Origin of the sequence: Bradyrhizobium sp. SHOUNA76 (assembly GCF_023006445.1) — a bacterium.
Taxonomy (GTDB): Bacteria; Pseudomonadota; Alphaproteobacteria; order Rhizobiales; family Xanthobacteraceae; genus Bradyrhizobium.
This window is the reverse complement of sequence record NZ_JALBHA010000061.1, coordinates 1-21,183: the sequence shown is the minus strand read 5'-3', so window position 1 is coordinate 21,183 and position 21,183 is coordinate 1. Positions and strand designations below refer to the sequence as shown.

General features: G+C 62.8%; 25 protein-coding genes. 10 read left to right on the top strand and 15 right to left on the bottom strand.

Going from position 1 to position 21,183, the window contains the following annotated elements:
• From MOV74_RS10575 to MOV74_RS10560, 4 genes are all read right to left on the bottom strand, one after another.
• Positions 1-429, bottom strand: a 429-nt coding sequence (locus MOV74_RS10575; protein WP_246921167.1) for a hypothetical protein, incomplete at its 3' end; no start/stop codon positions are given.
• Between the two features lie 140 nt (positions 430-569).
• Positions 570-2,072 (bottom strand): O-antigen ligase, encoded by a 1,503-nt coding sequence (locus MOV74_RS10570; RefSeq protein WP_246921164.1) that lies wholly within the window; start codon positions 2,070-2,072, stop codon positions 570-572.
• Between the two features lie 31 nt (positions 2,073-2,103).
• Positions 2,104-2,685 (bottom strand): hypothetical protein, encoded by a 582-nt coding sequence (locus MOV74_RS10565; RefSeq protein WP_246921161.1) that lies wholly within the window; start codon positions 2,683-2,685, stop codon positions 2,104-2,106.
• A 166-nt stretch (positions 2,686-2,851) separates the two neighbouring features.
• The gene (locus MOV74_RS10560) at positions 2,852-4,054 is read right to left on the bottom strand and encodes a polysaccharide biosynthesis/export family protein (protein ID WP_246921158.1); all 1,203 of its coding nucleotides are present in this window, start codon (positions 4,052-4,054) and stop codon (positions 2,852-2,854) included.
• A gap of 278 nt (positions 4,055-4,332) precedes the next feature.
• Here MOV74_RS10560 and MOV74_RS10555 point away from each other — a divergent pair, with 278 nt between their 5' ends.
• From MOV74_RS10555 to MOV74_RS10545, 3 genes are all read left to right on the top strand, one after another.
• Positions 4,333-4,896 (top strand): hypothetical protein, encoded by a 564-nt coding sequence (locus tag MOV74_RS10555; RefSeq protein ID WP_246921155.1) that lies wholly within the window; start codon positions 4,333-4,335, stop codon positions 4,894-4,896.
• A 74-nt stretch (positions 4,897-4,970) separates the two neighbouring features.
• Complete coding sequence (locus MOV74_RS10550; RefSeq protein WP_246921152.1) at positions 4,971-5,246, top strand: hypothetical protein; 276 nt, start codon at positions 4,971-4,973, stop codon at positions 5,244-5,246.
• A 507-nt stretch (positions 5,247-5,753) separates the two neighbouring features.
• Positions 5,754-6,665, top strand: coding sequence for a hypothetical protein (locus tag MOV74_RS10545; RefSeq protein ID WP_246921149.1), 912 nt, complete (start codon positions 5,754-5,756; stop codon positions 6,663-6,665).
• 12 nt (positions 6,666-6,677) lie between these two features.
• On the opposite strand, the gene MOV74_RS10540 is transcribed toward MOV74_RS10545, so the two are convergent.
• Positions 6,678-7,304, bottom strand: coding sequence for a transglutaminase-like cysteine peptidase (locus tag MOV74_RS10540; RefSeq protein WP_246921146.1), 627 nt, complete (start codon positions 7,302-7,304; stop codon positions 6,678-6,680).
• A 193-nt stretch (positions 7,305-7,497) separates the two neighbouring features.
• On the opposite strand from MOV74_RS10540, the gene MOV74_RS10535 reads away from it, so the two are divergent.
• Both MOV74_RS10535 and MOV74_RS10530 read left to right on the top strand, forming a co-directional pair.
• A complete protein-coding gene (locus tag MOV74_RS10535) occupies positions 7,498-8,235 on the top strand; it encodes a metallophosphoesterase family protein (protein WP_246921142.1) in 738 nt (245 codons plus the stop codon).
• Positions 8,236-8,297: 62 nt separating this feature from the next.
• Complete coding sequence (locus tag MOV74_RS10530) at positions 8,298-8,957, top strand: hypothetical protein (protein ID WP_246921139.1); 660 nt, start codon at positions 8,298-8,300, stop codon at positions 8,955-8,957.
• 3 nt (positions 8,958-8,960) lie between these two features.
• Here MOV74_RS10530 and MOV74_RS10525 read toward each other — a convergent pair whose 3' ends face one another.
• Positions 8,961-9,410, bottom strand: a complete 450-nt coding sequence (locus MOV74_RS10525) for a hypothetical protein (protein WP_246921136.1) — start codon at positions 9,408-9,410, stop codon at positions 8,961-8,963.
• Between the two features lie 186 nt (positions 9,411-9,596).
• Between MOV74_RS10525 and MOV74_RS10520 the strand changes: the two genes are divergently transcribed.
• Entirely contained in the window at positions 9,597-9,974 is a 378-nt protein-coding gene (locus MOV74_RS10520; RefSeq protein ID WP_246921133.1) for an Ig-like domain-containing protein, read from the top strand.
• A gap of 427 nt (positions 9,975-10,401) precedes the next feature.
• Here MOV74_RS10520 and MOV74_RS10515 read toward each other — a convergent pair whose 3' ends face one another.
• Entirely contained in the window at positions 10,402-10,617 is a 216-nt protein-coding gene (locus MOV74_RS10515) for a hypothetical protein (protein WP_246921130.1), read from the bottom strand.
• A gap of 214 nt (positions 10,618-10,831) precedes the next feature.
• Here MOV74_RS10515 and MOV74_RS10510 point away from each other — a divergent pair, with 214 nt between their 5' ends.
• Positions 10,832-12,046 (top strand): hypothetical protein, encoded by a 1,215-nt coding sequence (locus tag MOV74_RS10510; RefSeq protein ID WP_246921127.1) that lies wholly within the window; start codon positions 10,832-10,834, stop codon positions 12,044-12,046.
• A gap of 15 nt (positions 12,047-12,061) precedes the next feature.
• Here the strand turns inward: MOV74_RS10510 and MOV74_RS10505 are convergent, their stop codons facing one another.
• From MOV74_RS10505 to MOV74_RS10495, 3 genes are all read right to left on the bottom strand, one after another.
• Entirely contained in the window at positions 12,062-12,337 is a 276-nt protein-coding gene (locus tag MOV74_RS10505) for a hypothetical protein (RefSeq protein WP_246921125.1), read from the bottom strand.
• A 301-nt stretch (positions 12,338-12,638) separates the two neighbouring features.
• A complete protein-coding gene (locus tag MOV74_RS10500; protein ID WP_246921122.1) occupies positions 12,639-13,055 on the bottom strand; it encodes a hypothetical protein in 417 nt (138 codons plus the stop codon).
• Between the two features lie 42 nt (positions 13,056-13,097).
• Positions 13,098-13,388, bottom strand: coding sequence for a hypothetical protein (locus tag MOV74_RS10495; protein WP_246921119.1), 291 nt, complete (start codon positions 13,386-13,388; stop codon positions 13,098-13,100).
• 1,042 nt (positions 13,389-14,430) lie between these two features.
• Between MOV74_RS10495 and MOV74_RS10490 the strand changes: the two genes are divergently transcribed.
• From MOV74_RS10490 to MOV74_RS10480, 3 genes are all read left to right on the top strand, one after another.
• A complete protein-coding gene (locus MOV74_RS10490) occupies positions 14,431-14,604 on the top strand; it encodes a hypothetical protein (RefSeq protein WP_246921116.1) in 174 nt (57 codons plus the stop codon).
• 856 nt (positions 14,605-15,460) lie between these two features.
• Positions 15,461-17,047 (top strand): EAL domain-containing protein, encoded by a 1,587-nt coding sequence (locus tag MOV74_RS10485; protein ID WP_404979134.1) that lies wholly within the window; start codon positions 15,461-15,463, stop codon positions 17,045-17,047.
• A 162-nt stretch (positions 17,048-17,209) separates the two neighbouring features.
• Positions 17,210-17,575, top strand: a complete 366-nt coding sequence (locus tag MOV74_RS10480; protein ID WP_246921177.1) for a VanZ family protein — start codon at positions 17,210-17,212, stop codon at positions 17,573-17,575.
• Positions 17,576-17,622: 47 nt separating this feature from the next.
• Here the strand turns inward: MOV74_RS10480 and MOV74_RS10475 are convergent, their stop codons facing one another.
• The 5 genes from MOV74_RS10475 to MOV74_RS10455 form a co-directional block, all read right to left on the bottom strand.
• Positions 17,623-18,069 carry a CHRD domain-containing protein gene (locus MOV74_RS10475; protein ID WP_404979133.1) on the bottom strand — a complete coding sequence of 149 codons (447 nt, stop codon included), beginning with the start codon at positions 18,067-18,069 and terminating at the stop codon, positions 17,623-17,625.
• 159 nt (positions 18,070-18,228) lie between these two features.
• Positions 18,229-18,510: a hypothetical protein gene (locus tag MOV74_RS10470; protein ID WP_309486793.1), complete on the bottom strand. Its 282-nt coding sequence runs from the start codon at positions 18,508-18,510 to the stop codon at positions 18,229-18,231.
• Positions 18,511-18,619: 109 nt separating this feature from the next.
• Complete coding sequence (locus tag MOV74_RS10465; RefSeq protein ID WP_246921171.1) at positions 18,620-19,066, bottom strand: hypothetical protein; 447 nt, start codon at positions 19,064-19,066, stop codon at positions 18,620-18,622.
• A gap of 150 nt (positions 19,067-19,216) precedes the next feature.
• Positions 19,217-20,938: a chemotaxis protein gene (locus MOV74_RS10460; RefSeq protein ID WP_246921108.1), complete on the bottom strand. Its 1,722-nt coding sequence runs from the start codon at positions 20,936-20,938 to the stop codon at positions 19,217-19,219.
• A gap of 5 nt (positions 20,939-20,943) precedes the next feature.
• Positions 20,944-21,183: chemotaxis protein CheB (locus tag MOV74_RS10455; RefSeq protein ID WP_309486792.1), on the bottom strand; the 240-nt coding region annotated here is incomplete at its 5' end.

Genomic DNA, 21,183 nt, shown 5'->3' with positions numbered 1-21,183 from the left:
GATCTGGACGTCGCCGGTCGCGGCCTGGTAGGCGGCGATGACGTCCTGGTTGCCGGTGTTGGCGATCGCGGCCTGGATCTCATTGGCGAAGGCCTGGTCGGCCTGCGCGGCCATGCGGGCGATTTGGGCGAGGCCGCCGACGATCGCGCGCATCTGGTCCTTGGTGGTCGCGGGATCCTTCAGGAGCGCGATCAGGCCCGGAAGCGTGGTCGGATCGGAGGCGCCGAGATCGCGCACGCGCGAGATCAGCTGCGGACCGCCGGTCGGATATTGCTGCAATAGGCTGTTGGGAGCGGCCTTGAAGTCGGAAATGACGGTGGCCGGCAGCTGGCGCTGCGGCGGGTAAACGGCGGCGCTGGCGGCCGAGGTGATCGTCGCGGCGAGGGCTGCTGTGGCAGCCATGCGAAGCGCAATCTTGAGAACGCTCATAAATCAACCTCCAAAAAATCAGCTGCCCCGATGTGCTTCCTCGGCCCGGGCAAATGGCTGTGCAGTGCGGAACCTAACCGAAGAGAAAAGAGCTGTCCACTTATTCTAAAGACTTCGTAAATGACGCAACTGCTTCAAATCTAGACACTTTTGTGAAGCTCGGGCACCCGGCGCGGGGCGGCGCCTGAGGTTGTCGGACGGCCCTCGCCTCGCCGGCTGGTGGTGCCTCCCTCCGCCATGGCGCGGCTTTCCTTGGTGCGGAAGGATTGCGCCAGGCTCGCGCCGAAAAGTGCAAAGAATGGAATGCTGTAGCCGGGCACCTGCAGCGTGAAGTCCAGGCTCGAATGCAGCAGCGACAGCGTGGCGGTCGCCACCGCGGCCAGCGGGATGATGGCATCGCGCCGGCGTCCGAACACGCCCCTGGCCAGGACCAGCAGCATGATGGCCCAGCCGAGCGCCACCAGCAGCGCCATGGGAATGCCCACCTCGGAGGCAAGCTCCAGCGGCGTCGAATGCGCGGCATCCCAGATGCCGCGAATCGAGATGTTGGGGCTGCGGTACGGCGGGAAGGCCCATTGGAAGGTGCCCATGCCGGTGCCGAACCAGGGATTGTCGCCGATGATCTTGAGCGTGGATTTCCAGGCCTCGATGCGGCCCTCGTCGACCAAGCCCTGGCTGTCGAAGCGGCTGGAGACGCGGCCGCCGAGCAGTTGCAAGAGGCCGAGCGCCACGGCAAGGCCCGAGCCGAGCGAGATCCAGATGCCGGTGCGCGGCGGCAAGTCCTTGCGCAAAAAGAGTGTGAACGAAACGATCATCGCCAGCAGCGACAGGCCGACGCCGGCGCGCGAGGTCGTCATGAACATCGCCATCAGGCAGATCAGCAGGCAGCCAAGCTGCGGCAGGATCTCCTTTGGCGGGATCGCGCGCAGATCGAGCGACAGACGCCGCCATTCGACGTGCCGCTCCGGCAGCCGGCGGCGGACATCTTCCAGGATCAGCAGCATCCAGATCACCGCGCAAGAGCCGAAATAGGCCGCCGCCGTGTTACGGTTGATGAAGGTGCCGGTGACGCTGCCGAGATAGGCCGTCTTGTCCCGCCACAGGATCATGGTGGGCTCGATCAGGAACGAGAGCACGCCGTAGAGGGCGTAGGCCGCACCCGAGATCGCGATCACCCACAGCAGGCGGCGGGCGCGGTCACGATCGGCTCCGACGGTGATGCCGAGAACGATGGCGAGGATGTTGGCGAGCGGCGCACCAAGCGCAAAGAACGCCTCGATCTTCACGATGGAAGCAGAGGGAGCGATCGGCACGCCCAGGAGATCCGAGGCTTGCTTCCAGATCGGCTGGAATGGCGCGACCCAGGGATGGTCGGAGAGCTGCTCATGCAGCACGAACGCGTAGGCCACAACGATCACGCCGATGCCGGCGAGCAGCCACAGGTGCGACCGACGCAGATCGCGCGTCGGCGCGAAGATGACCGCGACCCCGAGACACAGGCACCAGAACGCGATCGACAGATCATTGGTCGAGCCGAACGGAAACGGCGCGCCGGCCACTACAAAGAACAGGATGAAGGTCGCAGGCAGGCTCCATGACCAACGAATCCTGAACCAGCTGATATTGGGAGGCCAAAGGCGCATCGTGCTTTCTTAAGGCGAGCTTTGCTTGAGCTTAGAGGAAGCAATCGATCGGATAGATCTTCAGATCCACGTTGAGGCGGCTGTTCCGGGTCTGCGCCCGGAATGCCAGGAATACTCCAAAGCTATCACTGCCCGGATCGAGTTTTATTCCAGGGGTTAATTCGTCAGGCGGGACCAGAACGCCGATGTGCCGGTTGATGGCCGAAATCTCGATCCGCCCCTCCCCCTCGCCGAAATGCCCGCCGAGCTGCGTCACCGTGACTTTGGGCAGGCCGCGGCGCTGATGGCAGACCTCCTCCTCCCATAGCTTGGTCTGCTGGACCAGCGGTTTGCCCGCGCCATCGGGAACGACGATATCGGGGAAAGATGGGCGCAGCATCCCGAAGAACTTGCTCTCCTTGGAGTTCGCCGACAGCCGGATCGTGAACGACAGCTCGCCCCTGGCTCCCTTGAGGCGCGACAAGACCGGCGCATCAGGCTCGGCGGAGACCATCACGTCGATGCGGTGGCGGACACCGAGCTCCCCGGCAGCGCCGAGAGCCTGCCCGAGCGGTGCAAGCCCGAAGCCGACGGGGACGAGAGCCAAAAGACGGCAAAGTGTCCGAAAGCGCATGAAGCCCCTTGCAACAGTGCGGGATGCCCGATGACCGGCGCCCTGCGCAGTGGCGCCTTGATCTTATCCCGAACTCGTAGCCGCAGCAGAACCGCTTCGATCTAAACGAAAATGGCACCGGGGCAAAGCCCCGGTGCCATCGTTTTTGCTCGATCAAGTCGGCGTCTTACGGCGCCAGCTTGACGTTGTTGCGGAAGATCAGGGCGTCGTTGGAGAGATTCACCGCATCCGAGCCGGTGGCCATGATCACGCGCAGGAACTGCAGGAATTTCGTAACTTCGACGTTGCGGGAGTTCGAGACGTAGATCACGTCGCCGTTCTTCATCATGACCTTGGTGGTAAGGAAGAAGCCACCGGGATCGCGGAGGTTCACGTTGAAGATGACCGGAACGGTCTCGGAAGTGTACTTGCTGACGTCGATGCCGAGCTGGGCCGCAACCTCGCGCGGCTCGCGGCGATAGAGGTAGACGGCAGCCGGATCAGCTTGACCATCCAGAAGACCACCCGACTTGCCGACGGCTTCGCCGAGGTTGATGCGCCAGGCGTCGAAGTTGAACTCGCCGCTCTGACCGCTGGCGCCGAACGCCAGGAACTTCTGCTGCTCGCGATAGACATAGATGCTGTCGTCGGGGCGAACATAAACGTTGTTCTCGGGCGCCATCACGAGATTTTCGAACGGCACGGTGGCGCGCCGTCCGCCACGCTCCAGCATGACCCAGGTCTCGAAGCCTTGGCCCTTGATGCCGCCGGCGCGGGTGATCGCATCGAGCACGCGATCCTTGGCACCCGCCGCGCTCGCCGGATAACGCGCCGGCGAATTGACTTCGCCGAGCACGCTGATGAGCTGGGTGCGCTGCGAGGACATCGCGACGACCGCCTGTGGTTCGATGGCGCGGTTGCCGATCTTATCGACGATCGAGCGCTGGATTTGCACCGCCGTAAGCCCCGCAGCCTTGATCTGGCCGGCATAGGGCACGGTGATGAAGCCGTCATTGTCGACCGACTGATCCGGGATCGTCACATAGTTGCCCGGGCGGACGCCGGCTTCCGCCGGGATGAACAGACCGCCTGCCGCGGCTTCGAAGATGGTGACACTGACGACGTCGCCGATGCCGAATACGATGCTGGCCGGCGGCCGCTTGTCCGTGAACGCCCCCGCGAGCCCCTTGGGCTCATGGGTGTGCAGGATCTTCACCGTGGCCGGATTGAGCGGCACCAGCTCATAGGCCGGTGCGTTTTCAGTCTGAATCTTGTTGTTGACGTCGTCCGTGAGCGGACCCGAGCCGGGATTGGTCGAACAGGCTCCAAGCGACAACGCAGCCACTAGAAACGCCGGCTTCAATAAATATGACTTGGCAAAGGAATGCATGAATCGCGCCCCAGGAGTCCCCTATTAGCCCCTGATTGGTACGGCCTAGGGGGTGGTGCGACAAGGCTTCCCGGTGGTTAACGGAGCGATCCGTCGGCTACTGTTGCGTGCGGGCCACTCTTTGGGGCTTGGTTTAACCCTTTGTGACTATTTGTTGTATTTCGTGTGCCCGGTCGGCGAGCAAACCGCCCAACTCAAGGGCTCCCTGTGTCGAGCGCGAGGCTTCTTGGCCTCTCTCCGCTCTGCTAAGTCTGGGCCGTTAAGGATAGGAACTCCCATTGTCCGGCTTCCTTCTTGTCCCGCTGTTGGCAGGCTCCCTCCTTGGCGCCGCTGATCGCCCATGGGGCTCTGTTACCTCCTGCGCGCGATCCTCGTGCCAGGGCGCAGCCATCGTTGAGGTGGCCACCCCAGCCCTCTCCTCCGTTTGGAAGTTCAGCCGCACCCAGGGGGCCAAGGACGGCGAAAGCTTCGCAGCCATCACGAAGACGGCGGACACGACCCAATCCGACCCGGACTTCGCCGGCCTGATCGTCCGCTGCGCGCCGAAAGGCAAGATCGACGTGCTGGTGGCCTTGATCCGGCCCTTCCCGCCGCGGAGCCACCCCAAGGTCACCATCGCCGCGAGCAACGGCGGCACTCTGACCTTTGACGCCAGCATGGCTGCCGCCGGCGCCGCCGTGCTGCTGCCTGACGAGGTCTCGGCCTTTGCCGCCGGCAAATGGCAGACGACGCCCTCGCTGTCCGTGGTAGTCCGGGAAAGCGACAGCGAGATCAAGGGTATGGTGGCGCTGAATGGCTTGCGGGAGGCCTACCATTCGCTGCTGGCAAATTGCAGCCAATAGGCCCAATTTAGCCATACAACTTAAGGGTCTTTTTAGGGTGGGGAACCTAGGGTCCGAAGCACGGAGTGTTTCGGATGACCGCGTTTTTGATTTTCAGCTTTCTGGTAGGTGCCGTGCTGGGCCAACGCTTTCGCGTCCTGGTGCTGCTGCCGTTGACCTTCGTTATGGTGCTTGCCGCCGTCCCGGTCGGGCTGATGGTCGATGTCACCGTGCTCGATAGCCTGAAAGGTGTGGCACTCGCAGCTATCGCCCTCCAGGGCGGCTATCTCTTTGGGTCGGGCGCGCGCTTTGGCCTTGCCGCCGCACGTGCCGGGCGAGCCGTCGGTCGCCCGATCAAGGCCACGCGCTGATCGCGCCGATCAACCCCGCGGCGAGCTCGCGCCTACGCGCGGCTCACGGTCAGGCTGTTGGTCCGAGACAGACCTCTGTTTGAAAACCAATCGACGGCTTGTATGGTGACCTGACCGTTTCAGGATTCCGTTCGAGCGCGCCGTTTGTCCCTCGCTTATTTTGCCCTCATCGTTTCAATCGTCTCAGCTTCCGCTCTCGAAATCGCCGGCGCCAAGGTCGGTGCGCAGCTCGGGATGATGGCCGCAGCGCTGAGCTTGCTCGCGGCCGCTTCGGCTGCGCGCAAAGCCGATTACGAGCACTATGTGCGCGCACTGTCCTGGGGCCGATGGTTTCTGATCGCCATTCCGCTTTGCATCGCAGTCCAGCTTGCGCCGCTTCCGCTGAGCTGGGCGCACCCGATCTGGCCGAGCACGCGTGATGCCCTGGGCGGCCTCCCCATGGGACCGATCTCTGCCGATGTTGGCCTGACGCTGAATGCGCTGTTCCAGGCGCTTGCGGCGATCGCGTTGCTCGGCGTCACCATCCTGGTGGTCCGCGACCGCGGCCGCGCCGAGCTGGTCCTCTTCGTCCTCGGTGGCGTCACTGCAGTTTCCGCCTTGACCTTGGATCTGCATCGGCTGTCGCCAGCCGTTGCCGAGGCTGCCGCAACTTCCGAGTTGGCAACAACCCTGGCCGGCTTCGGCCTCATCCTGAACCTGGCGGTCATGCAACTCGCTGCCGAACGGGCTGAAACGCGTCATTCGCTGCTTCGCTCGATCGTGCTTGGTCTTTTCGGCCTCATGGGCGCGCTGGTCAGCGCGCTTGCGATCTTCGGCCTCTCAGGCACGAACAGCGCGATCGCAGCAAGCTTCGGCATCGTGCTGATCCTGCTGATCCTCGTCATTCGCAGGCTCGACCTTTCGCCATTGGCAGTGGGCGCGCTCTCGCTGGCAGCTCTGATCGGCGCAGGGATCTTCCTGACCTTTCTCTTTGAGAAGAGCTCCGGACCGGTCCTCCTGCGGCTGGTCCCGGAGATGGGGACCGAAACGAAGGCCGCCCTCGAGCGGATGTTGGCCGACACACGCTGGTTCGGCGCCGGCGCCGGGACCTTTGGCGCGGTGGGCAGGATCTATCACAGCGATGCTGGAGCTATTTTGACGGCGCCCTCCACGGCGACGGCCATCTTTGCAGAGATGGGATGGATCGGCCTGGCTGCCATGATAGCGGTGAGCCTGATCGCTCTGCTGCGCCTGTTCTTCGGCGCTCTGCAGCGCGGACGCGACTCATTCTTCCCCGCGGCGGCCGCAGCCTGCGTTCTCTTTGCGTTGGTTCAGAGCTTCGCAGGTCCCGGGCTGCTGCGGCCGGCAGCAATCCTGTGTCTTTCCGTGATCGTGGGATTGGGGCTGTCGCAGAGCGTCAGCCAATCCTCGTCACGATAGAGCACCGATCCATCAGACCGCGCGGTCGCCGAGCGAGGCCCAGTAGTTCGGGTTCTTGGGCGACTGAATGCGGACCCAGCGATAGGGCTTCTTCGACCACGGCAGGATGTGGCCGGAGAGATTGTCCAGCACGAGATCGCCGGTGAAGGTGCGGACAACGACCACGAGATGGTGCTCGCCCCAGGTGGTCACGACCTCGCTGAGCAGTACCGAGCGCGCCGGAAAGCCGTTGGCGATCAACTCGTGGCGTTTTGTCACAGCGTAATCGTTGCAGTCGCCGCTCGCCGGATGCAGCAGCCATTTCTCGCCGCGCAGCCCTTCCAGATTGGCCTCGGGACGGATGGCGGTATTGATGCGCTGGTTGACCTCTTGCATTTGCGCCAGCCGCTCGGCCGTGAGCTTCAGCCGACCGCCCCTGAACACGATGTGCTGCGGCCGCGGCTTGCACTCGTCCTTGTACTTCAGGCAGAACAGCGTGAACGCCATCGGCGCCAGCGTCGGCTGGTCGAACTTGATGTACTGGATGGCACCGCGCAGCCCCAAGGGCGCACCGACGAAAGCGGCTTCAGCGCGCTGCTGCACGCCCGCAGCAACGACGATGGCGGCCACGGCCGCCAGGAACTTTACAACTTTGCGCATGTCGCGCTCCCCGTTCTTGTTGAGGAGACGCTACGCGAGACGTCTTGAAATACGGCTCAAAGGCCGCGCGATCCTTTAATCAAAATGCGGGCTCATCGGTCGGAAACAATTAAGAATACCGATGTGTGACTTGTTCTGCTAAGAGCGGTCACGACGTTCCGCGCGTGACGCTAGAAGCGATTCGACCGACCTGATGGGCCTTTCCAGACGCTTTCGAAAGAAGACCAAGCCGCGGCTTCCCGACGGCGTTCGCGTCTATGCCATCGGCGACGTGCACGGCCGCGCCGATCTGCTTCAATCGCTGTTAACCGTGATCGACGCCGATCTGGCCCGCTCCGCTCCCGGGCGGGCCATCCAGGTCTTTCTCGGCGACTATGTCGACCGCGGCCCGGACTCACGTGCCGTGCTTGATCTGTTGATCGAACGCTCGAAATCGCATGAGACGGTTTGCCTCAAGGGCAACCACGAGGTCTTCCTGCTCGAGGTCCTCAAGGACCCCGCCCGCCTGCAGGAGTGGCGCCACTATGGCGGCCTGCTGACGCTGGTCTCCTACGGCGTCACGCCGACCATGAATCCTTCGGCGGAGCAACAGGTCGAGCTGATCGAAGGACTGAAGCGCGCGCTGCCGCCCGAGCACCTCGCCTTCCTCAAGCAATTGCCCTCGTCCTTTACCTGCGGCGACTTCTTCTTCGTCCATGCCGGCATCAAGCCTGGTGTCGCGCTCGAGCGCCAGAAGGATGAGGACCTGCTCTGGATCCGCGAGGAATTCCTAGCCTCCGAGGAGCGCTTCGGGAAATATATCGTCCACGGTCATACGCCCGTCAGCGTGCCCGATATTCGCCCGAACCGCATCAACATCGACACCGGCGCCTATGCGACCGGCAACTTGACGCTGTTGACGATCCAAGGCGATAGTCTGATGGCCATTTAAGGTCCCCACTTTCCTTTCAATCCCGCGTTCGCTCCGCCCTCACAGGCCTCGCCGATTTCAACATGAACCGCATGATCCTGCTTCGCGTCATCGGCATCTCCACCGCGATCGTGCTGGCGCTTCATGCTGGCATGGAATTCTACGGCGATCTCATACGACCGAACTTCCGCGCGAGCGATTTGTTCTCTGGCGAGATTCCACCCGACAAGGCCAAGCTGGCCGGCGGTGTTTTGGCATCGTTGTCGTTGGAGGGGGATCTGCTCGCGAATTACGCGGCGGCAATGGCCGCTGACGTTCTTCACCGTCCTTCAGCCGAAGCGGGCGAAAGGGCCAGCGAGAACAAGGCCGCCCAAGCCGCCCTCGTCGCAGCCTTGAAAGTATCGCCGATCAGGCCCGCGCTCTGGCTCACGCTCGGCACGCTGCAGGTCCAGTCCGGCGAAACGGCAACGCCTGCGGTGAAGATGTCCTACTTGACCGGATCGGTGCCGATCGACGTTGCCTTCGCTCGCGTCCGGACCGTGACCTCGAGCACAGCCGCAACGGATGAGGAGATCAAGCTGCTGGCGCAATCCGACATCCGGTCGGCGCTTGCCAATCGCTCTCGTTACGAGCCGCTGCTGATCGCGGCCTACGTGCAGGCAACTCCGCAAGGCAAGTCGCTGCTGCTCGATACCACGAAAGTGGCCGATCCCAAATTCAACGAGATCTTGCGGCGGTACTGAACCTCAGCGCGCCGATTTCGGATTGACCGGCACAAAGTCCTGATCGCGGCGCGGTTGGTCGGATCGGCCCTGGTAGACGAACATGCCCTTCTTGGTCGTGACGATGTCGCCTCGTTGCAGGCTATCGTCGCGGAGCAGACGTTCGGTCGCGACAACGTCCGGATCTTCCGGAATCGGCTTGTAGAACTCTGGATGCTCCCGCCGCTCGCGCGAAACCTCCTTGGCGCGTCGCCGTGCGTCCTCGATCCGCTGCCGCCATTCGTCGCGCGTTACTTCTGGCTCGCTTGGTGGAAGATAGTCGCTGAGCGAGGGCTCCGGTTCGGCCTGAGCAAGACAGAAGCAAGGACAGGGGAGACCAAGGCCGAGGGCAGCGGCAACGGAAACGACAGCTCGAGACAGCGTCCCAAACCGCCTTCCGTCATCTAGCGAATGGTCACGTCGAGCGGTTCGCACGCTGATAACTCCAAAGACAAAGCATAAGGACGACCATTGGCCGGAAACCCCTTATGCCCGGCTCATCAATCTATACCTTTGCCAATTGCAAGAAAGCGAATTCGCAGGCAAGCTTTGCGCTTTAGTCGAAGACCTCGTTCGCTCGCTGATATTCTCTTCGGGAATTGCGCGTGGAGCTGCCGTCGCATGCCTCAAAAACCCTTGTTGCTGCTAGCTGCCTGCATCGCAGCTTCCGCTGCGCTAGTCATGGCGGCTCACGCCAGTCCGCTCTGCATCAAGGAACGGACGCCGTTCGAACTGTCGGGGGACACAGTGACGTGGACGCTGACCATCCAGCCTGGATCCGACTGCATCCAGGGCTTGCGTTGGTCGTACATGCAGATCTTCAAGGTATCGGTCGTGAGGGGACCATCAAGGGGACAATTGACCGTGGTCGGGTCCGGCTTCCGCTATCTGGCAGCAGCCGACAAGCAAGGCCCCGATAAATTCACCCTTCTGATCTCGGGTAAAAACCTTCACGGTGCAGGGACATCGACCCTGGAGGTCGAGATCAATCCTCAATAGCTCGCCAAGACGCCGCTCTCTTAGGGGACAGGAGCGTTCCGTTATTTACCGAAAATCGAGCACGGCGGCCGAATGGCTGATGGTTGGCGATGTTCTCTTAGGCCAGCCGGCGGCACACCTACCGCCTACTTGAGGCACTGCCCCGGGTTCTGTTTCCGTAATAGGGTATAGCTCGCCCCCCGCGGGTCAGTGGCGCCTGGATCCGGCTCGGGTAATTCGGCGTGGCCGTGCTGCCCGACGGCTGCGACGGATTGACAATGATCACGTTGCGGTTGGGTGTCGACGGATCGTTGACGCCCTGGCCCCAGGCGGCGGCAGGCACAAGCAACGCAATTGCGATTAGGACTGGTCGTTTCATGAATTATCTCCCGAGCAAGAACGTCAGGGAGGCGATCACCGTTCCTTCACGGTTAGTTGGGTCGCAGCCTCAGCGGGGAACGGCGACCAGCTTGCCATCGCGCCAGACGCCTTGCGCTGACTTCCCAGCGGGCAGCCTGCCCGAGAGGTTCCTAACGGCGGTCGGCCGCGAGGCCGTCTGATTGGTCTGCGCCTTCTTCGCAGGCGTCGTGATGATGCTGGAGCTGGTGGTGTTGGCCTGGTCCTTGATTCCTTGTGCAGACGCCGGCTGAACCAGGAAGGCCAAGAATGTGATTGCTGTCAAAACGCCGCGCATGGTCAAACACCGGAATGAGGAGCTTGGCGAAATGTCACAGGTTTCCGCCCAAAAGCAAGCTCTTCGAGACGATCGCGCAGGACCTTTGCAGGCCGGATCCATCGGAGCGAGCCACAGCAACCGAAGGATACAGGGTGAAAAAACCTAGCGAAATAGCCTCATTCGAGCTACTTGATCGGCCTTGATGACCGACTCCGGTGAAACTGCGGCAAACGCTCCCTCGACGCAACAAATCAAAGCCGGGTTTATCCGTCTCCTGTCGAGCCGAATCCGCGCCGTATCCGACGATCCCCGGCAGATGCGGGAGATCGTTTATGAGCTCGCGCGCGTCAAGCTTCTGGAGCAGTTCACGCACGCCGATGCGCGGGAATCTCGCGAGCTTCAGCAAGTTCTCGAACGTGCCATCAAGGAGGTCGAGCGTTCCTTCGAGCGCAGCGCCGCGTCGGAACCGCAAAAGCTTATCGCGGCAAGCGCCGCTCCGGTCCCCCCAACAGCTGCCACTCCCCCACCCGTTCCGATGCCATCACCGGTTTCGGCTGCGGCGCCCACTCCGAAGGACACGGGAGCGCAGCGCCGTCCGGCCGCGCCGCCAGCTTCGCTCGACCGCCCCAAACTGAGGGGCGTCTTCAAATCTGTGGTTCGATTGACCGCCATCCTTCTGCTCATTGGCGGGGCAGCGACCGTGGCTGTCTATTGGCCTAAACTGAAGACACAACTGACCGCATTGACGCAGACGGCGCGGCCGCCCGAGCGAGCACCGAACAGCCCGGAAACTCAGCCGACCGCCAGCCCGCCTCCCGCGGTAAGCGAGACTGCTGAACGGACGCCGGATAGCCAGAAAGAGCCGGCGCAACCTGCACAACCCTCGATGCCCCTGCCGACGACGTTTGGAGTCTATGCCCTGAGCGAGGGCCAGCTCCATGAGCTCAAGTCGGTGCCGGGCAAGATTCCGGACCGCCGCGTCGCGATCTCGGCAGCCATCAGCACGCCGAGCGCGACTACGTTGGCGGACGGCGACGTCAAATTCATCGTGTTCAGGCCCGACGGGGGTGTCGATGCAAGCGGGACCGAAGTTCGGGTGATTGCGAAAGTCTCCCGCGCGATGGGCGTCGATGCCAGCGGGAAAGCGGCCATGGTCAGCGCCGGCGATTCCTGGGTCATCCGCAGCATGTCCTACCCCTACAAGGTAGGCCCGATCGACGATCAGTCGAGGATGCTATTGCTTCAACCAGAGCAGGACGGCTTTACGCTCGCTCCTGGTCGTTACATCGTGGTGGTCAAGGGCATGGGCTACGACTTCACGGTGGCCGGAACGATCACCGATCCCAATCAATGCGTCGAACGCATCAACGCGGCGAACGGCGCGTTCTACTCGCCCTGTCCGCCGCCCCGACGCTAGCCGAGCCCCGATTTCCTATTTGGCGGGCTTGCTGTCCTTCGCCTCCGCCGGCGCGTCGTCGACCTTGCCGTTGTTCGCGACGCATTTTTTGAAGAGTTCGCGCTGATCCTTGGCCGTTCCCTTGGCGCTACCGGCCGCCGGGTTGCCGATTTGCCGGGGTGGAAAGGCCTTCGCCACCGCCGCGTCACATGCGCGCGCCACTTCGGCCGTGATGGCTGAAGCCGTTGCCGGCACAGCCAGTGTCAAAGCAGCCGCCAATCCAACCAATGTCCGCAAATTTTTGACCGGCACCTCTTCGCTCCTTCAATTCGTGAATGGTTGCCGGAACCATAGCAAAAAGGATCGAAGCACCAAACGGCAAAGCGGCGCGGAATTGCCACGCGGTCTACCCCGCGTGCCGCAGGGCTATCGCATGAAGCTAGATCGCGGCAACGACAGAGGTGCACTCCCTCTCCCGCTTGCGGGAGGTTGGGGAGAGGGTGTCTCCTCAATGGGATAATCCCCAAGACGAGAGAGCCCTCGCCCGGCGCTTCGCGCCGACCTCAGAGGTGAACAACCCGCGGCAATCGATTCTACCTAAAGCCAATCCGCTCTAGCTGTTGAGCTGCGGCGGCTTGAAATCAGGAAAGCGGGTCAGCATTGCGGTCTTGACGAACTTCAAGTGAGCAATGCTGCTTGCCAATTCCTTGAGCCGGCGCTGGCCATTGGAGATGTCGGCTGCAAAAAGATCCTGATGATGATTGTCGAGCGGCTCCCGCTCGAGATATTCATCGGTGCCGTTTCCGAAGGTGACGGACGCACGCGCGAGGGCATCGTCAACACGCCGGTTGAGGCCGGCCTGCTCCCTCTCCGCCTCCTGCAATGCCGTTTCGATTGCCGCGAGGACGGCGCCGATCCTCGCGCGGTCGGTCTCCGCATCACGCTCGACGGAGCGGGCTTTGAAGCCCTTGTCCTCTCGGCGGGAGCCGAGCAGATTGTGTGCGCGCGCTCTCAGGAATAGCTGAAACATGTGGGCCATCCCCATTTTCGAGATCTAAGCCGCTACCATCGGTCACACATAGTTAACAAAGCCTGAATCCTGCGTCCGCTCCGCCTGGCTTCGTGCGATCCACACCCGCCAAGCTCCTTCGTGCTTGGAATAGAGCTCAAGCCATCGAACGTCGTCAACCGCGGCGGCTCCCTTGCCCATGCCGGTTTCGGCTACGATTTGCAGCGTCTGCGCCACCGCGACATCCAGCGCTTCGAATTCCGCCGTCTCCCCCAGCGACAGGCCGATCAGAACACGATGCCCTCGCGCATCAACGAAGTACCTGCGGGGCGCGTTGTGGCGTTGATCAATCATTTGGATGACCCTCGTTCATGATCCACGGACCTGGAAGGTCCTTCAGATGCCGGCCATAGGGGCAAACAAACGCGATCAAAATGAAGGCGCAGGTCGTCGCGCCCAGCAACGCAATGAGATACGTCATCTATGCCTATCTGCGCGCCCCATAAAACCGAGGCGGCCAAACGCTCATCATGAATTGATCGATCTTAGGCTGGCTTTCCAAAGCGCTCAAGGACGGCGACGAGTTAACCTAACCACACATGGTTATTTCGATTTCGCCCCTATGATTGAGTTGGGCCGCACGCGTTCTACGATGACGACGGCCGCTGGGTTCGGCCGGGCTCCATCGCGGCGGGGGTATAGGGTGCGTAAAGACGATATCGCGCCGATCGCTTCCGCGAACGCCACGCCCTTACACCATAGCCGCAGCAAAAGCCCGCTGCGAAAATCGAAATCAAAACCAAAAAAGCTAACATCCGGAATGTTCCCACGTTTGCCGGAACGTTCCTCCCGCGCTCATTTCATCTTTTCGTTGTGTCGACTTCAAGATCGGTACCGCTGAAACTTTTGTCAGACGAAGATGAAGTTTGTGCAACGTGGTGCTTGAAGATTGGTCGGCGCGCGAGGGCACAAGGCGCGGAAAGAGGCGCTCGTTCTCTTTACCAGAACTCGACGAGCCGACACCATGAACCCTCGTTCATTTGGCGCTCCCAACCGTGACCGGCGCGGCTGCTCATGGCGGGCCTGATTGCCGCGGGCCGTTCACCTCTCCCGCTTGCGGGAGAGGAAGTGCACCTCCGTCGTTGCAGCGATCAGGCCTCATCTCATCACGCTCGCGCGAAAACACCGTGGTTATACGGAGCGGAGCGCGGCGATTTCATCGCGGTAAGGTTGAGCAGTTAGCTTAATCCGCGTTGTTTGTTGCGAAGTCTAACCGATCGCATATCCATCTTCGCACCGGGCTCCCCAAGCCTGGCCCCACCCAAGCGAAGCCGTCGAGCGAACATGGGTCGCTTGGCGGCTTTGTCGTTGTGTCGACGAGAGGATCATTTCGGTTATGGCGCGCAAGCCCTGGTCGTTTAAGGAAGACCGCCGGCTCATGGAGTTGGCCAAGTCTTCGGCTTCACTGGAAGAGGCGGCGAAAGTTCTCGGACGCTCGCCTGATGCGATCAAGCGCATGGCCTTGCGGCTTGGCCTTTCGCTGAAGTCGAAGACCGGCAAGAAGAGTTAGTCCTGGAAAGAGCTCGTCGCGGACGACAGCTTTCTTTGTCCGCCATGGCGGCAACACTTCTCTCCGAACCCCCTGCAGCTTTTCGTCTTGCAGGACGGAACCAAAGCAACCACGAGATGTTGATCCAGATTCCGCCGCGAGGGTCTGGCCGTGGTCCATTTTGTGATTTCCGCAATGTTGGTTTGGCTGGCGATCAACATCGCTTTTGTGGTGCTTCGGCTGCGGGCCACCCACCAACCCGCCGCGCCCCGCATCCATAGGCCCAGCCGTTCTTCTGCAGAGGCAATTCCCCTCCGCCATCGCCTCGGTCGGTGAGCATCGATCGATGCGTCCAGCGGACCGTCCGCTCGCTCAGCTAAAGCGCGATGCGATTAAGATGAACCGTCATCGCGCGTCAGGTTCTTGTTTAAGCGTGGTCTTTTCGGAAAACCGCCGCGCCTTTTCCAGATCAGGCTTTAGTTACGCGTCTTCTTCTGGGAGCCCATCCCGGGGCTGGTTCCGTAATTGGGTGTCCCCGTTCCCTTGAAGGCTCCACCCATGCTGTCCGAGCCGGAATTCGTCGCCGTGCCGCTGCGGGAGGTGGGCTGAGTGCCCGATGGCTGGTCTTTGGTTCCCTGCGCCCAGGCCGCGGAGTTTCCGACGACGAACGACAGGAGGAGGAGGCTTAACGTCCTGATCATACTGCTCAACTTTCCATGCTCGGGCCGCGCGACCATCAGTCAGGCAACCACTCGGTAGCCCTTCCGGACCGGTCCGCCCGTTAAACCCTATCTTAGCCCCCGCTGGCTAGGATCAATTCCCAAGATCAGTTCCCAAGATCAGTTACCACGCCTCTCCTGAATTCCGCCCGGACCGGATGAGACACCAGCGACCGAACCTTCCGTTTGTGGCGCTCGTGCTTGCGAGCACGATGGCGTTCGCCCTGGCGGGCCATTTGACGGCAGAGGCCGTCATTCGCCACCAGCAGGCGCACCAGCTCAGCGAGCTGACCGAGGTCGTTCTGCGCCGCTCCGAACTTGCGGTCGATTTTGCCGCGGCCAGCCTGGACGATCTCGCCAAGCGTGATCTTGCCAGCTGCGCACCGGCGGCGCTTCAAGCCATCCGGCTCCACGTCTACCAGCGCTCGGCCATCAAGGACGTCCGTCTCGTTAATCCGGACGGATCGGTGATCTGCTCGGCCTATTCCGAGACGCTCGAGTTCGACAAGGGATGGGCAGGTCGCCACGACATGCTGTCCTCGCACGACAAGGAGCTCTCGCTGTTCCGCGTGGAGCAATTCGGCGGCGACGCATTGGGCGTGCTCAAGGACGTCAGTCGCAGCTCCGCGCTGGTCGCGATCGTCGGCATCAATGCCAATCTGTTCGATCTCATGCCCGCCGAGCTGCGCGCGCACAGCGAGGTCATCCTCGCCTTGAGCAATGGCGAGAAGCTCGGCGATTTCCGGCTCGATGCCGACAGGCCCCTGCTTGGGCCGATCAGCTTCGACAGGCATTCCACGCGCTTCCCGCTTCATGCCACGATCCGGCTCGAACAGGCGGTCCTTTCGAACTGGAACAGCGAGGCTTATTGGCCGGCGCTCGCAGTGTCCCTTGGACTTGGGGTTCTCTTCGGCATCCTGCTGGCGCGCAGCCGGCGGATGGAAGGGCCGGTCGCCGATCTCGATCGCGGGCTCGCGGCCGGCGAATTCAAGCCGTACTACCAACCCATCTTCGACCTCAGGACAGGCAAGATCACGGGCTGCGAGATTCTGGCGCGCTGGGTTCGTCGGGACGGCTCGGTGGTGCCGCCGATGAACTTCATTCCGCTGGCCGAATCCAGCGGTCGCATCCAGGTGATGACCTGGCAGATCCTGAGATCGGCGCTCTCCGACCTGCGTCCCGTCCTGAGGGCGGACAAGACCTTCAAGATGTCGCTGAACGTCGTGCCCAAGCACCTGCTGAGTGCCGGCTTCATTGAAACGCTGCGTCGCACGGTTCTGACAGCCAGAGTCTCCGCACGCCAGGTCGTGGTCGAGGTCACCGAGCGCGACGAGCTCGACGATCTCGCGCGCGCCGCAGCAATCGTGGCCGAGCTGCGTGACCATGGCTTCCGCGTCGCCATCGACGACGTCGGCGTTGGCCATAGCGGGCTGTCGCGGCTGAAAGGGCTCGGCGCCAACACGATCAAGATCGACAAGTTCTTCGTCGACACCATCACCGTGGATGCATCGACCACAACGATCGTAGAGATGTTGGTCGCGCTCGCCAAGGACTTCCGAATGACGGTCGTCGCGGAAGGAATCGAGACTGACGAGCAGCGCCGTGCCTTGGTCGCGTCCGGCGTCGAGGAAGGACAGGGTTATCTCGTCGCCGCACCGCTCCCGTTTGCGAAATTCAGCGAGCTCCTCGATTCACGCCGCCGCTCCGCATGCCCGGCGCCGGCCGGCGATGTCCTGGTAGCCTGACCATCTCCGCCGGACGGCATCCCTTTGCCGCTGACGCAGCGCCTCCCGGGCCCCGATCGCGGCCAGGTTTTGGACAGTCCGCGCCAAGGGAGAACGACCAGGCGTTTTAACGATATTCTCGTCTTTCGAAGCGGAATGGCACCCAAGTGGCTATGGTGGGCCATGCGTCGAAATCACCTCATCGCAGCCGCAGGAATCTGCCTCGCCCTCATCGCCTATGCCACCTTGGCAAGGCTGGCGGGAAGGCCGGCGCTCATGGGGCATCACGAGGCCTACTGGATCGTGGTGATCGAGCGCTTCAGCGCCTACGGCCTGTTGGGCTTCCTGCTGGCCTTTCTGTTGCCCGGCCGGCTCGCTTTGGCCTGCTCGCTTGTCGTGGCAGTCGCAATGGGGCTGGAAGTCCTGCAAACGCTGACTCCCGATCGTGACCCGGGCTTCCTGGACGTGCTGCAAAAGGCTGCGGGAGGCACCGTCGGTGTCATCCTCGCCCAGACGATCCTGGCCTTCCTGCCCCGGCCCCCAACCTGAAGCTCACGGCGCTGAAAATCTTTCCAGCGCCCACGGGACATGGCCCCTTACTTCATCATCTGCCCGCGCAGTTCGCCGCCTGGGTTCGCGGCGGTATGTATGTTCGCGTACCACTTCCCGGCCAGCAGATCCGCCGCCTGAGCGTCGGTGAGCGTGGCGCTGCCCTGGATTGGGCTTTGAACCGTCTTGAACGGCAAAGCGATGCCGGCGTTCTTGCCCGCTTCACCGGGACCATGAAAATGAGCCCCCATCGCCGGACCAGTCAGTCCGGCATACGTGACCGTATAGGTCAGGACTTTGGTCTGGGTATCGAACGCAGCCTCGGCCTTGCCTGAACCGGAGGAGCTGTTCGGAGGCACTTCGTTGCTGCCCTTGAGGTCGGCCTGCAGCTTGACGACCTCCGCACGTGCCGACACCGCTGTGACGATCAGCAGCCCGCCGAGCATCGCCGCTCCCAACATCGTCACGCCGACCCGATATTTGGCTTTCCTCATGGCATTCTCCTACGGGTCTTCAGGACCCGTTGCGGGTGAAACCCCGGCCTCCGGCTTTAATTCCGGAAGACAAGTCTATGCCGGATTCGCGAAAAGCTATCGGGGGATCCCACGGGCGGCGCCTGGAGCGGCCAGCCCGAGGGTGTGAGGCGAAACGGGCTAAGCTGCGCCACGCTCGCGGAACCCGGTCGGTGCCAGGAGTTCGGCCATTTGCCTATGCGTGCTCTGCAGCGCCTCGATGGCGCCGTCGAGATCGAAATCCGCTTCGCGGATTGATGCGAAGAACTTGGCGGTCAGCGCCAGGTCGAGCTTGACGCGCGTCGCGCCGTCGCGACTCTTGCGGCGGTCAAGCGACAAATGCAGCGCCCGCAATCTGGCTTCTGCCGGCGTGCAGCCGCTGAGGGTCGCCAGTTCGTCGTAGGTCATCCATATCTGAGGCATGTTCTCGTCCGTATTTTACAGCGCCCTCATCCTAGCTTTCCGCGTCTGAATGCACCGTTGCCGCGCCGCGGCCGCAGCCCGTTTTCACTGCGACAGCGTCAATGCAAGACTAAGATGCGGGAGGCCTCGAAGATGGAGGGAAATGGCGCGGCCGCGAACGGCTGTCGAGGCCCTTGGGCAATTTGTCATTGAGCTTCACGACGGCGCCTCGCGCTTCCACAGCCGGCGCGTCTTCCTGGCTGTAGATCAGCGTCACCTCGAACATCACGTCGGGCGCTTCCCTCGCCGTTCCGGAGCAGGTCGCCATCGCACCGTTGCACACGCCCGAAAGATTGACCTGGACCTCGTCAAGCCCGAACACCGTCGGCGGACCGTCGGCATACCGCCGCGTGGTCAGGACCGCCGTGAAGCGCTGCTCGTCATCGAACCGATAGGAGCCGCCATAGGTGAAGAAGCTGTCGCTGCCGGAGATCCGTCCTTCCGCCAGATGCACGACGCCCGTGCCCTCGGCGCGCGGGGTCCTGAACCAAGCCGCGTATTTGCCGTCTCTCATGATGGAAACATCCGCCGTAAAATTCACTGGTATTTGCAACCAACTCTGGGGCGCGGCAATGACCGATGCGGCGAGCATTCCGCCACGGTTAACGCCCTGCAAAGCCAACCCGTCAAATTGCCGTCGCGGCACGAGGCGACATCGGCGGCACCGTCAGAACAATTCTATGCCGTCATCTGCGGTCTCGACCGCGTCGACGCGGCGCGTGGCGGCGATCGACACCAGCCCGAGTGTTTGCAGGAATTCGCGATGAACATCCCGCTCACGCTCCATCGTGTAGCGCGCGAAGAGATCGTCGAGTATCGCCTGATCCTGCACTTCCACCTGTAGCCGCTGCGCGCCCGCAGTCTCGAGCCGCATCGCGACCGCAGGCAAGGCCGCGGAGCTTTCGCCGAGCTTGGTCATCAGGCCCTGGGCCGAATTCATCAGCCGCTCGAATTCCGCGCCTTCGTCCACGAGCCGGCTCATCAACCTGCCGAGCCGTTCATTGCCGGCCTCGACCTCGCGCAGCGCCAGAAGGATCTGCGGCTCGAGCTTGGCAAGCTGCGTGGGATCACCCTGCACGCGGAGCTGCTTCAGCTCGCCGGCCGAGCGCTCGATACCGTCGAGCACGGGCCTCAGGCGCCCGGCCCCCGCTGAGACCTGGTCGGCAGTCGCCTTGAGCTCGTTGGCGATGACGACGAAGGCGCTGCCGCGGCTGCCGAGATGGCTTGCCTTGAGGCCGGCATTCATTCCGATCAGCGTGATATCGACCGTCGCCTCGGCAAGCCCGGCGATTGCCTGGCGAAATTTTGCCAGCGTGTCCTCGACGATCGCGAGCGCCTCGTCGACCGCCTGGCCCGCACTCTCGCAGGTGCCGATCAGGGTCGACGCGTGCGCCAGCGTCTGCTTGATGCGTGTCAGGAACGACGACGAGCCGCCCTCCTCGCCGCCAAACAGCGTGCGACCGTGGCCGACGACGCTGACTGCGTCGTGCAGGATGGCGGTCAGCGCGCCGACGATCTGGCCGACGTCACCGCCGAACTCGCGCTGGGCATCCCTCAGCTGTGCCGCCTGCAACTGGCAGATCGCGCGCATGCCGTGATCGCCCGGGACCGGTTCGGGGACGAGGCTTGACGCGGATTCCGACGCAAGCTTGAGGCCGTGCGACACATGTTCGAGGCGCTGCCGCGTGCTGTCGCCTGCCTGCAGCGAGATGATCGCGCTGCCGACCGCCTCGGCGATCTTCCTGGTGCTGCAACTGGCGCGATCGGCCAGATGGCTGCTCTTGCTGCGCTGATCGCGCAATCCGGAATAGGCCGCGCCGAGTTCGGCGCTCTCCGACATCAGTTGGGCCCGATAACGGCTCTCGAACTCCTTCTGTCGGCTGGAGGCGGTGGCGACCGCCTCGGACAGGCGTTGCTGGTCCCGCGCGCAGCCTTCGATCGAGCGCTGCACCGCCCTGCCGAGATCATAGGCTTCCTGGGTGAAAGCGAGAAAGCCCTCGCGGTCGCCGTCGAGCGAGGCCGCCTCGATCCGCGCGCTGCGCGCGATGATGGTGATCATCTGGATGTGCTTGAACAGCGGCTTGAGCAGCGAAGACGCCTCTGCCGTGCTCTTGCCGATCGTCTCCAAGAGGGCGCTCTCCGCCGGCAGCGCCTGCGCCAGCTCACTCAGCCGCGCGGCGATCTCCTGCAGCGCCGTTGCAGCGCCCTCGATCTCCGCGCCGGAGAGCTCACCCGAGAGCATCGCGAGACCCTGGTTCAGCTCCTTGAAGATGAGGTGACCGCGTCCGAGTTCGTGACCGACGCGCGCGAAGACGTCCTCGATCCGCGAGGAGACGTCCTCGATCGCGGCACTTGCCTCAGCGAGCGTATCGGCCGGAACGGGAGACATGGCCATCAACCTGCCACCGCGGCGTGCCCGGCCTGATACCAGAGCATGATCTCGCGCGGGATATGATGCAGCGAAACGACCTTCTCGACACCGCCATGCGCGATAGCTTCCTTGGGCATGCCGAACACAACGCAGCTGTCCTCGTCCTGCGCCCGCGTCGAGGCGCCGAGCTTGCGCATCTCCAGCATCCCGCGCGCGCCGTCGTCGCCCATGCCGGTCATGATGACGCCGAGCGCGTTGGCGCC

Excerpts from the sequence above, each read along its gene's own strand:
- MOV74_RS10570 (WP_246921164.1), bottom strand. The coding sequence starts at position 2,072 with ATGCGCCTTTGGCCTCCCAATATCAGCTGGTTCAGGATTCGTTGGTCA.
- MOV74_RS10565 (WP_246921161.1), bottom strand. The coding sequence starts at position 2,685 with ATGCGCTTTCGGACACTTTGCCGTCTTTTGGCTCTCGTCCCCGTCGGC.
- MOV74_RS10560 (WP_246921158.1), bottom strand. The coding sequence starts at position 4,054 with ATGCATTCCTTTGCCAAGTCATATTTATTGAAGCCGGCGTTTCTAGTG.
- MOV74_RS10550 (WP_246921152.1), top strand. The coding sequence starts at position 4,971 with ATGACCGCGTTTTTGATTTTCAGCTTTCTGGTAGGTGCCGTGCTGGGC.
- MOV74_RS10540 (WP_246921146.1), bottom strand. The coding sequence starts at position 7,304 with ATGCGCAAAGTTGTAAAGTTCCTGGCGGCCGTGGCCGCCATCGTCGTT.
- MOV74_RS10535 (WP_246921142.1), top strand. The coding sequence starts at position 7,498 with ATGGGCCTTTCCAGACGCTTTCGAAAGAAGACCAAGCCGCGGCTTCCC.
- MOV74_RS10530 (WP_246921139.1), top strand. The coding sequence starts at position 8,298 with ATGAACCGCATGATCCTGCTTCGCGTCATCGGCATCTCCACCGCGATC.
- MOV74_RS10520 (WP_246921133.1), top strand. The coding sequence starts at position 9,597 with ATGCCTCAAAAACCCTTGTTGCTGCTAGCTGCCTGCATCGCAGCTTCC.
- MOV74_RS10510 (WP_246921127.1), top strand. The coding sequence starts at position 10,832 with ATGACCGACTCCGGTGAAACTGCGGCAAACGCTCCCTCGACGCAACAA.
- MOV74_RS10500 (WP_246921122.1), bottom strand. The coding sequence starts at position 13,055 with ATGTTTCAGCTATTCCTGAGAGCGCGCGCACACAATCTGCTCGGCTCC.
- MOV74_RS10495 (WP_246921119.1), bottom strand. The coding sequence starts at position 13,388 with ATGATTGATCAACGCCACAACGCGCCCCGCAGGTACTTCGTTGATGCG.
- MOV74_RS10490 (WP_246921116.1), top strand. The coding sequence starts at position 14,431 with ATGGCGCGCAAGCCCTGGTCGTTTAAGGAAGACCGCCGGCTCATGGAG.
- MOV74_RS10485 (WP_404979134.1), top strand. The coding sequence starts at position 15,461 with ATGAGACACCAGCGACCGAACCTTCCGTTTGTGGCGCTCGTGCTTGCG.
- MOV74_RS10480 (WP_246921177.1), top strand. The coding sequence starts at position 17,210 with ATGCGTCGAAATCACCTCATCGCAGCCGCAGGAATCTGCCTCGCCCTC.
- MOV74_RS10475 (WP_404979133.1), bottom strand. The coding sequence starts at position 18,069 with ATGAGGAAAGCCAAATATCGGGTCGGCGTGACGATGTTGGGAGCGGCG.
- MOV74_RS10470 (WP_309486793.1), bottom strand. The coding sequence starts at position 18,510 with ATGCCTCAGATATGGATGACCTACGACGAACTGGCGACCCTCAGCGGC.
- MOV74_RS10460 (WP_246921108.1), bottom strand. The coding sequence starts at position 20,938 with ATGTCTCCCGTTCCGGCCGATACGCTCGCTGAGGCAAGTGCCGCGATC.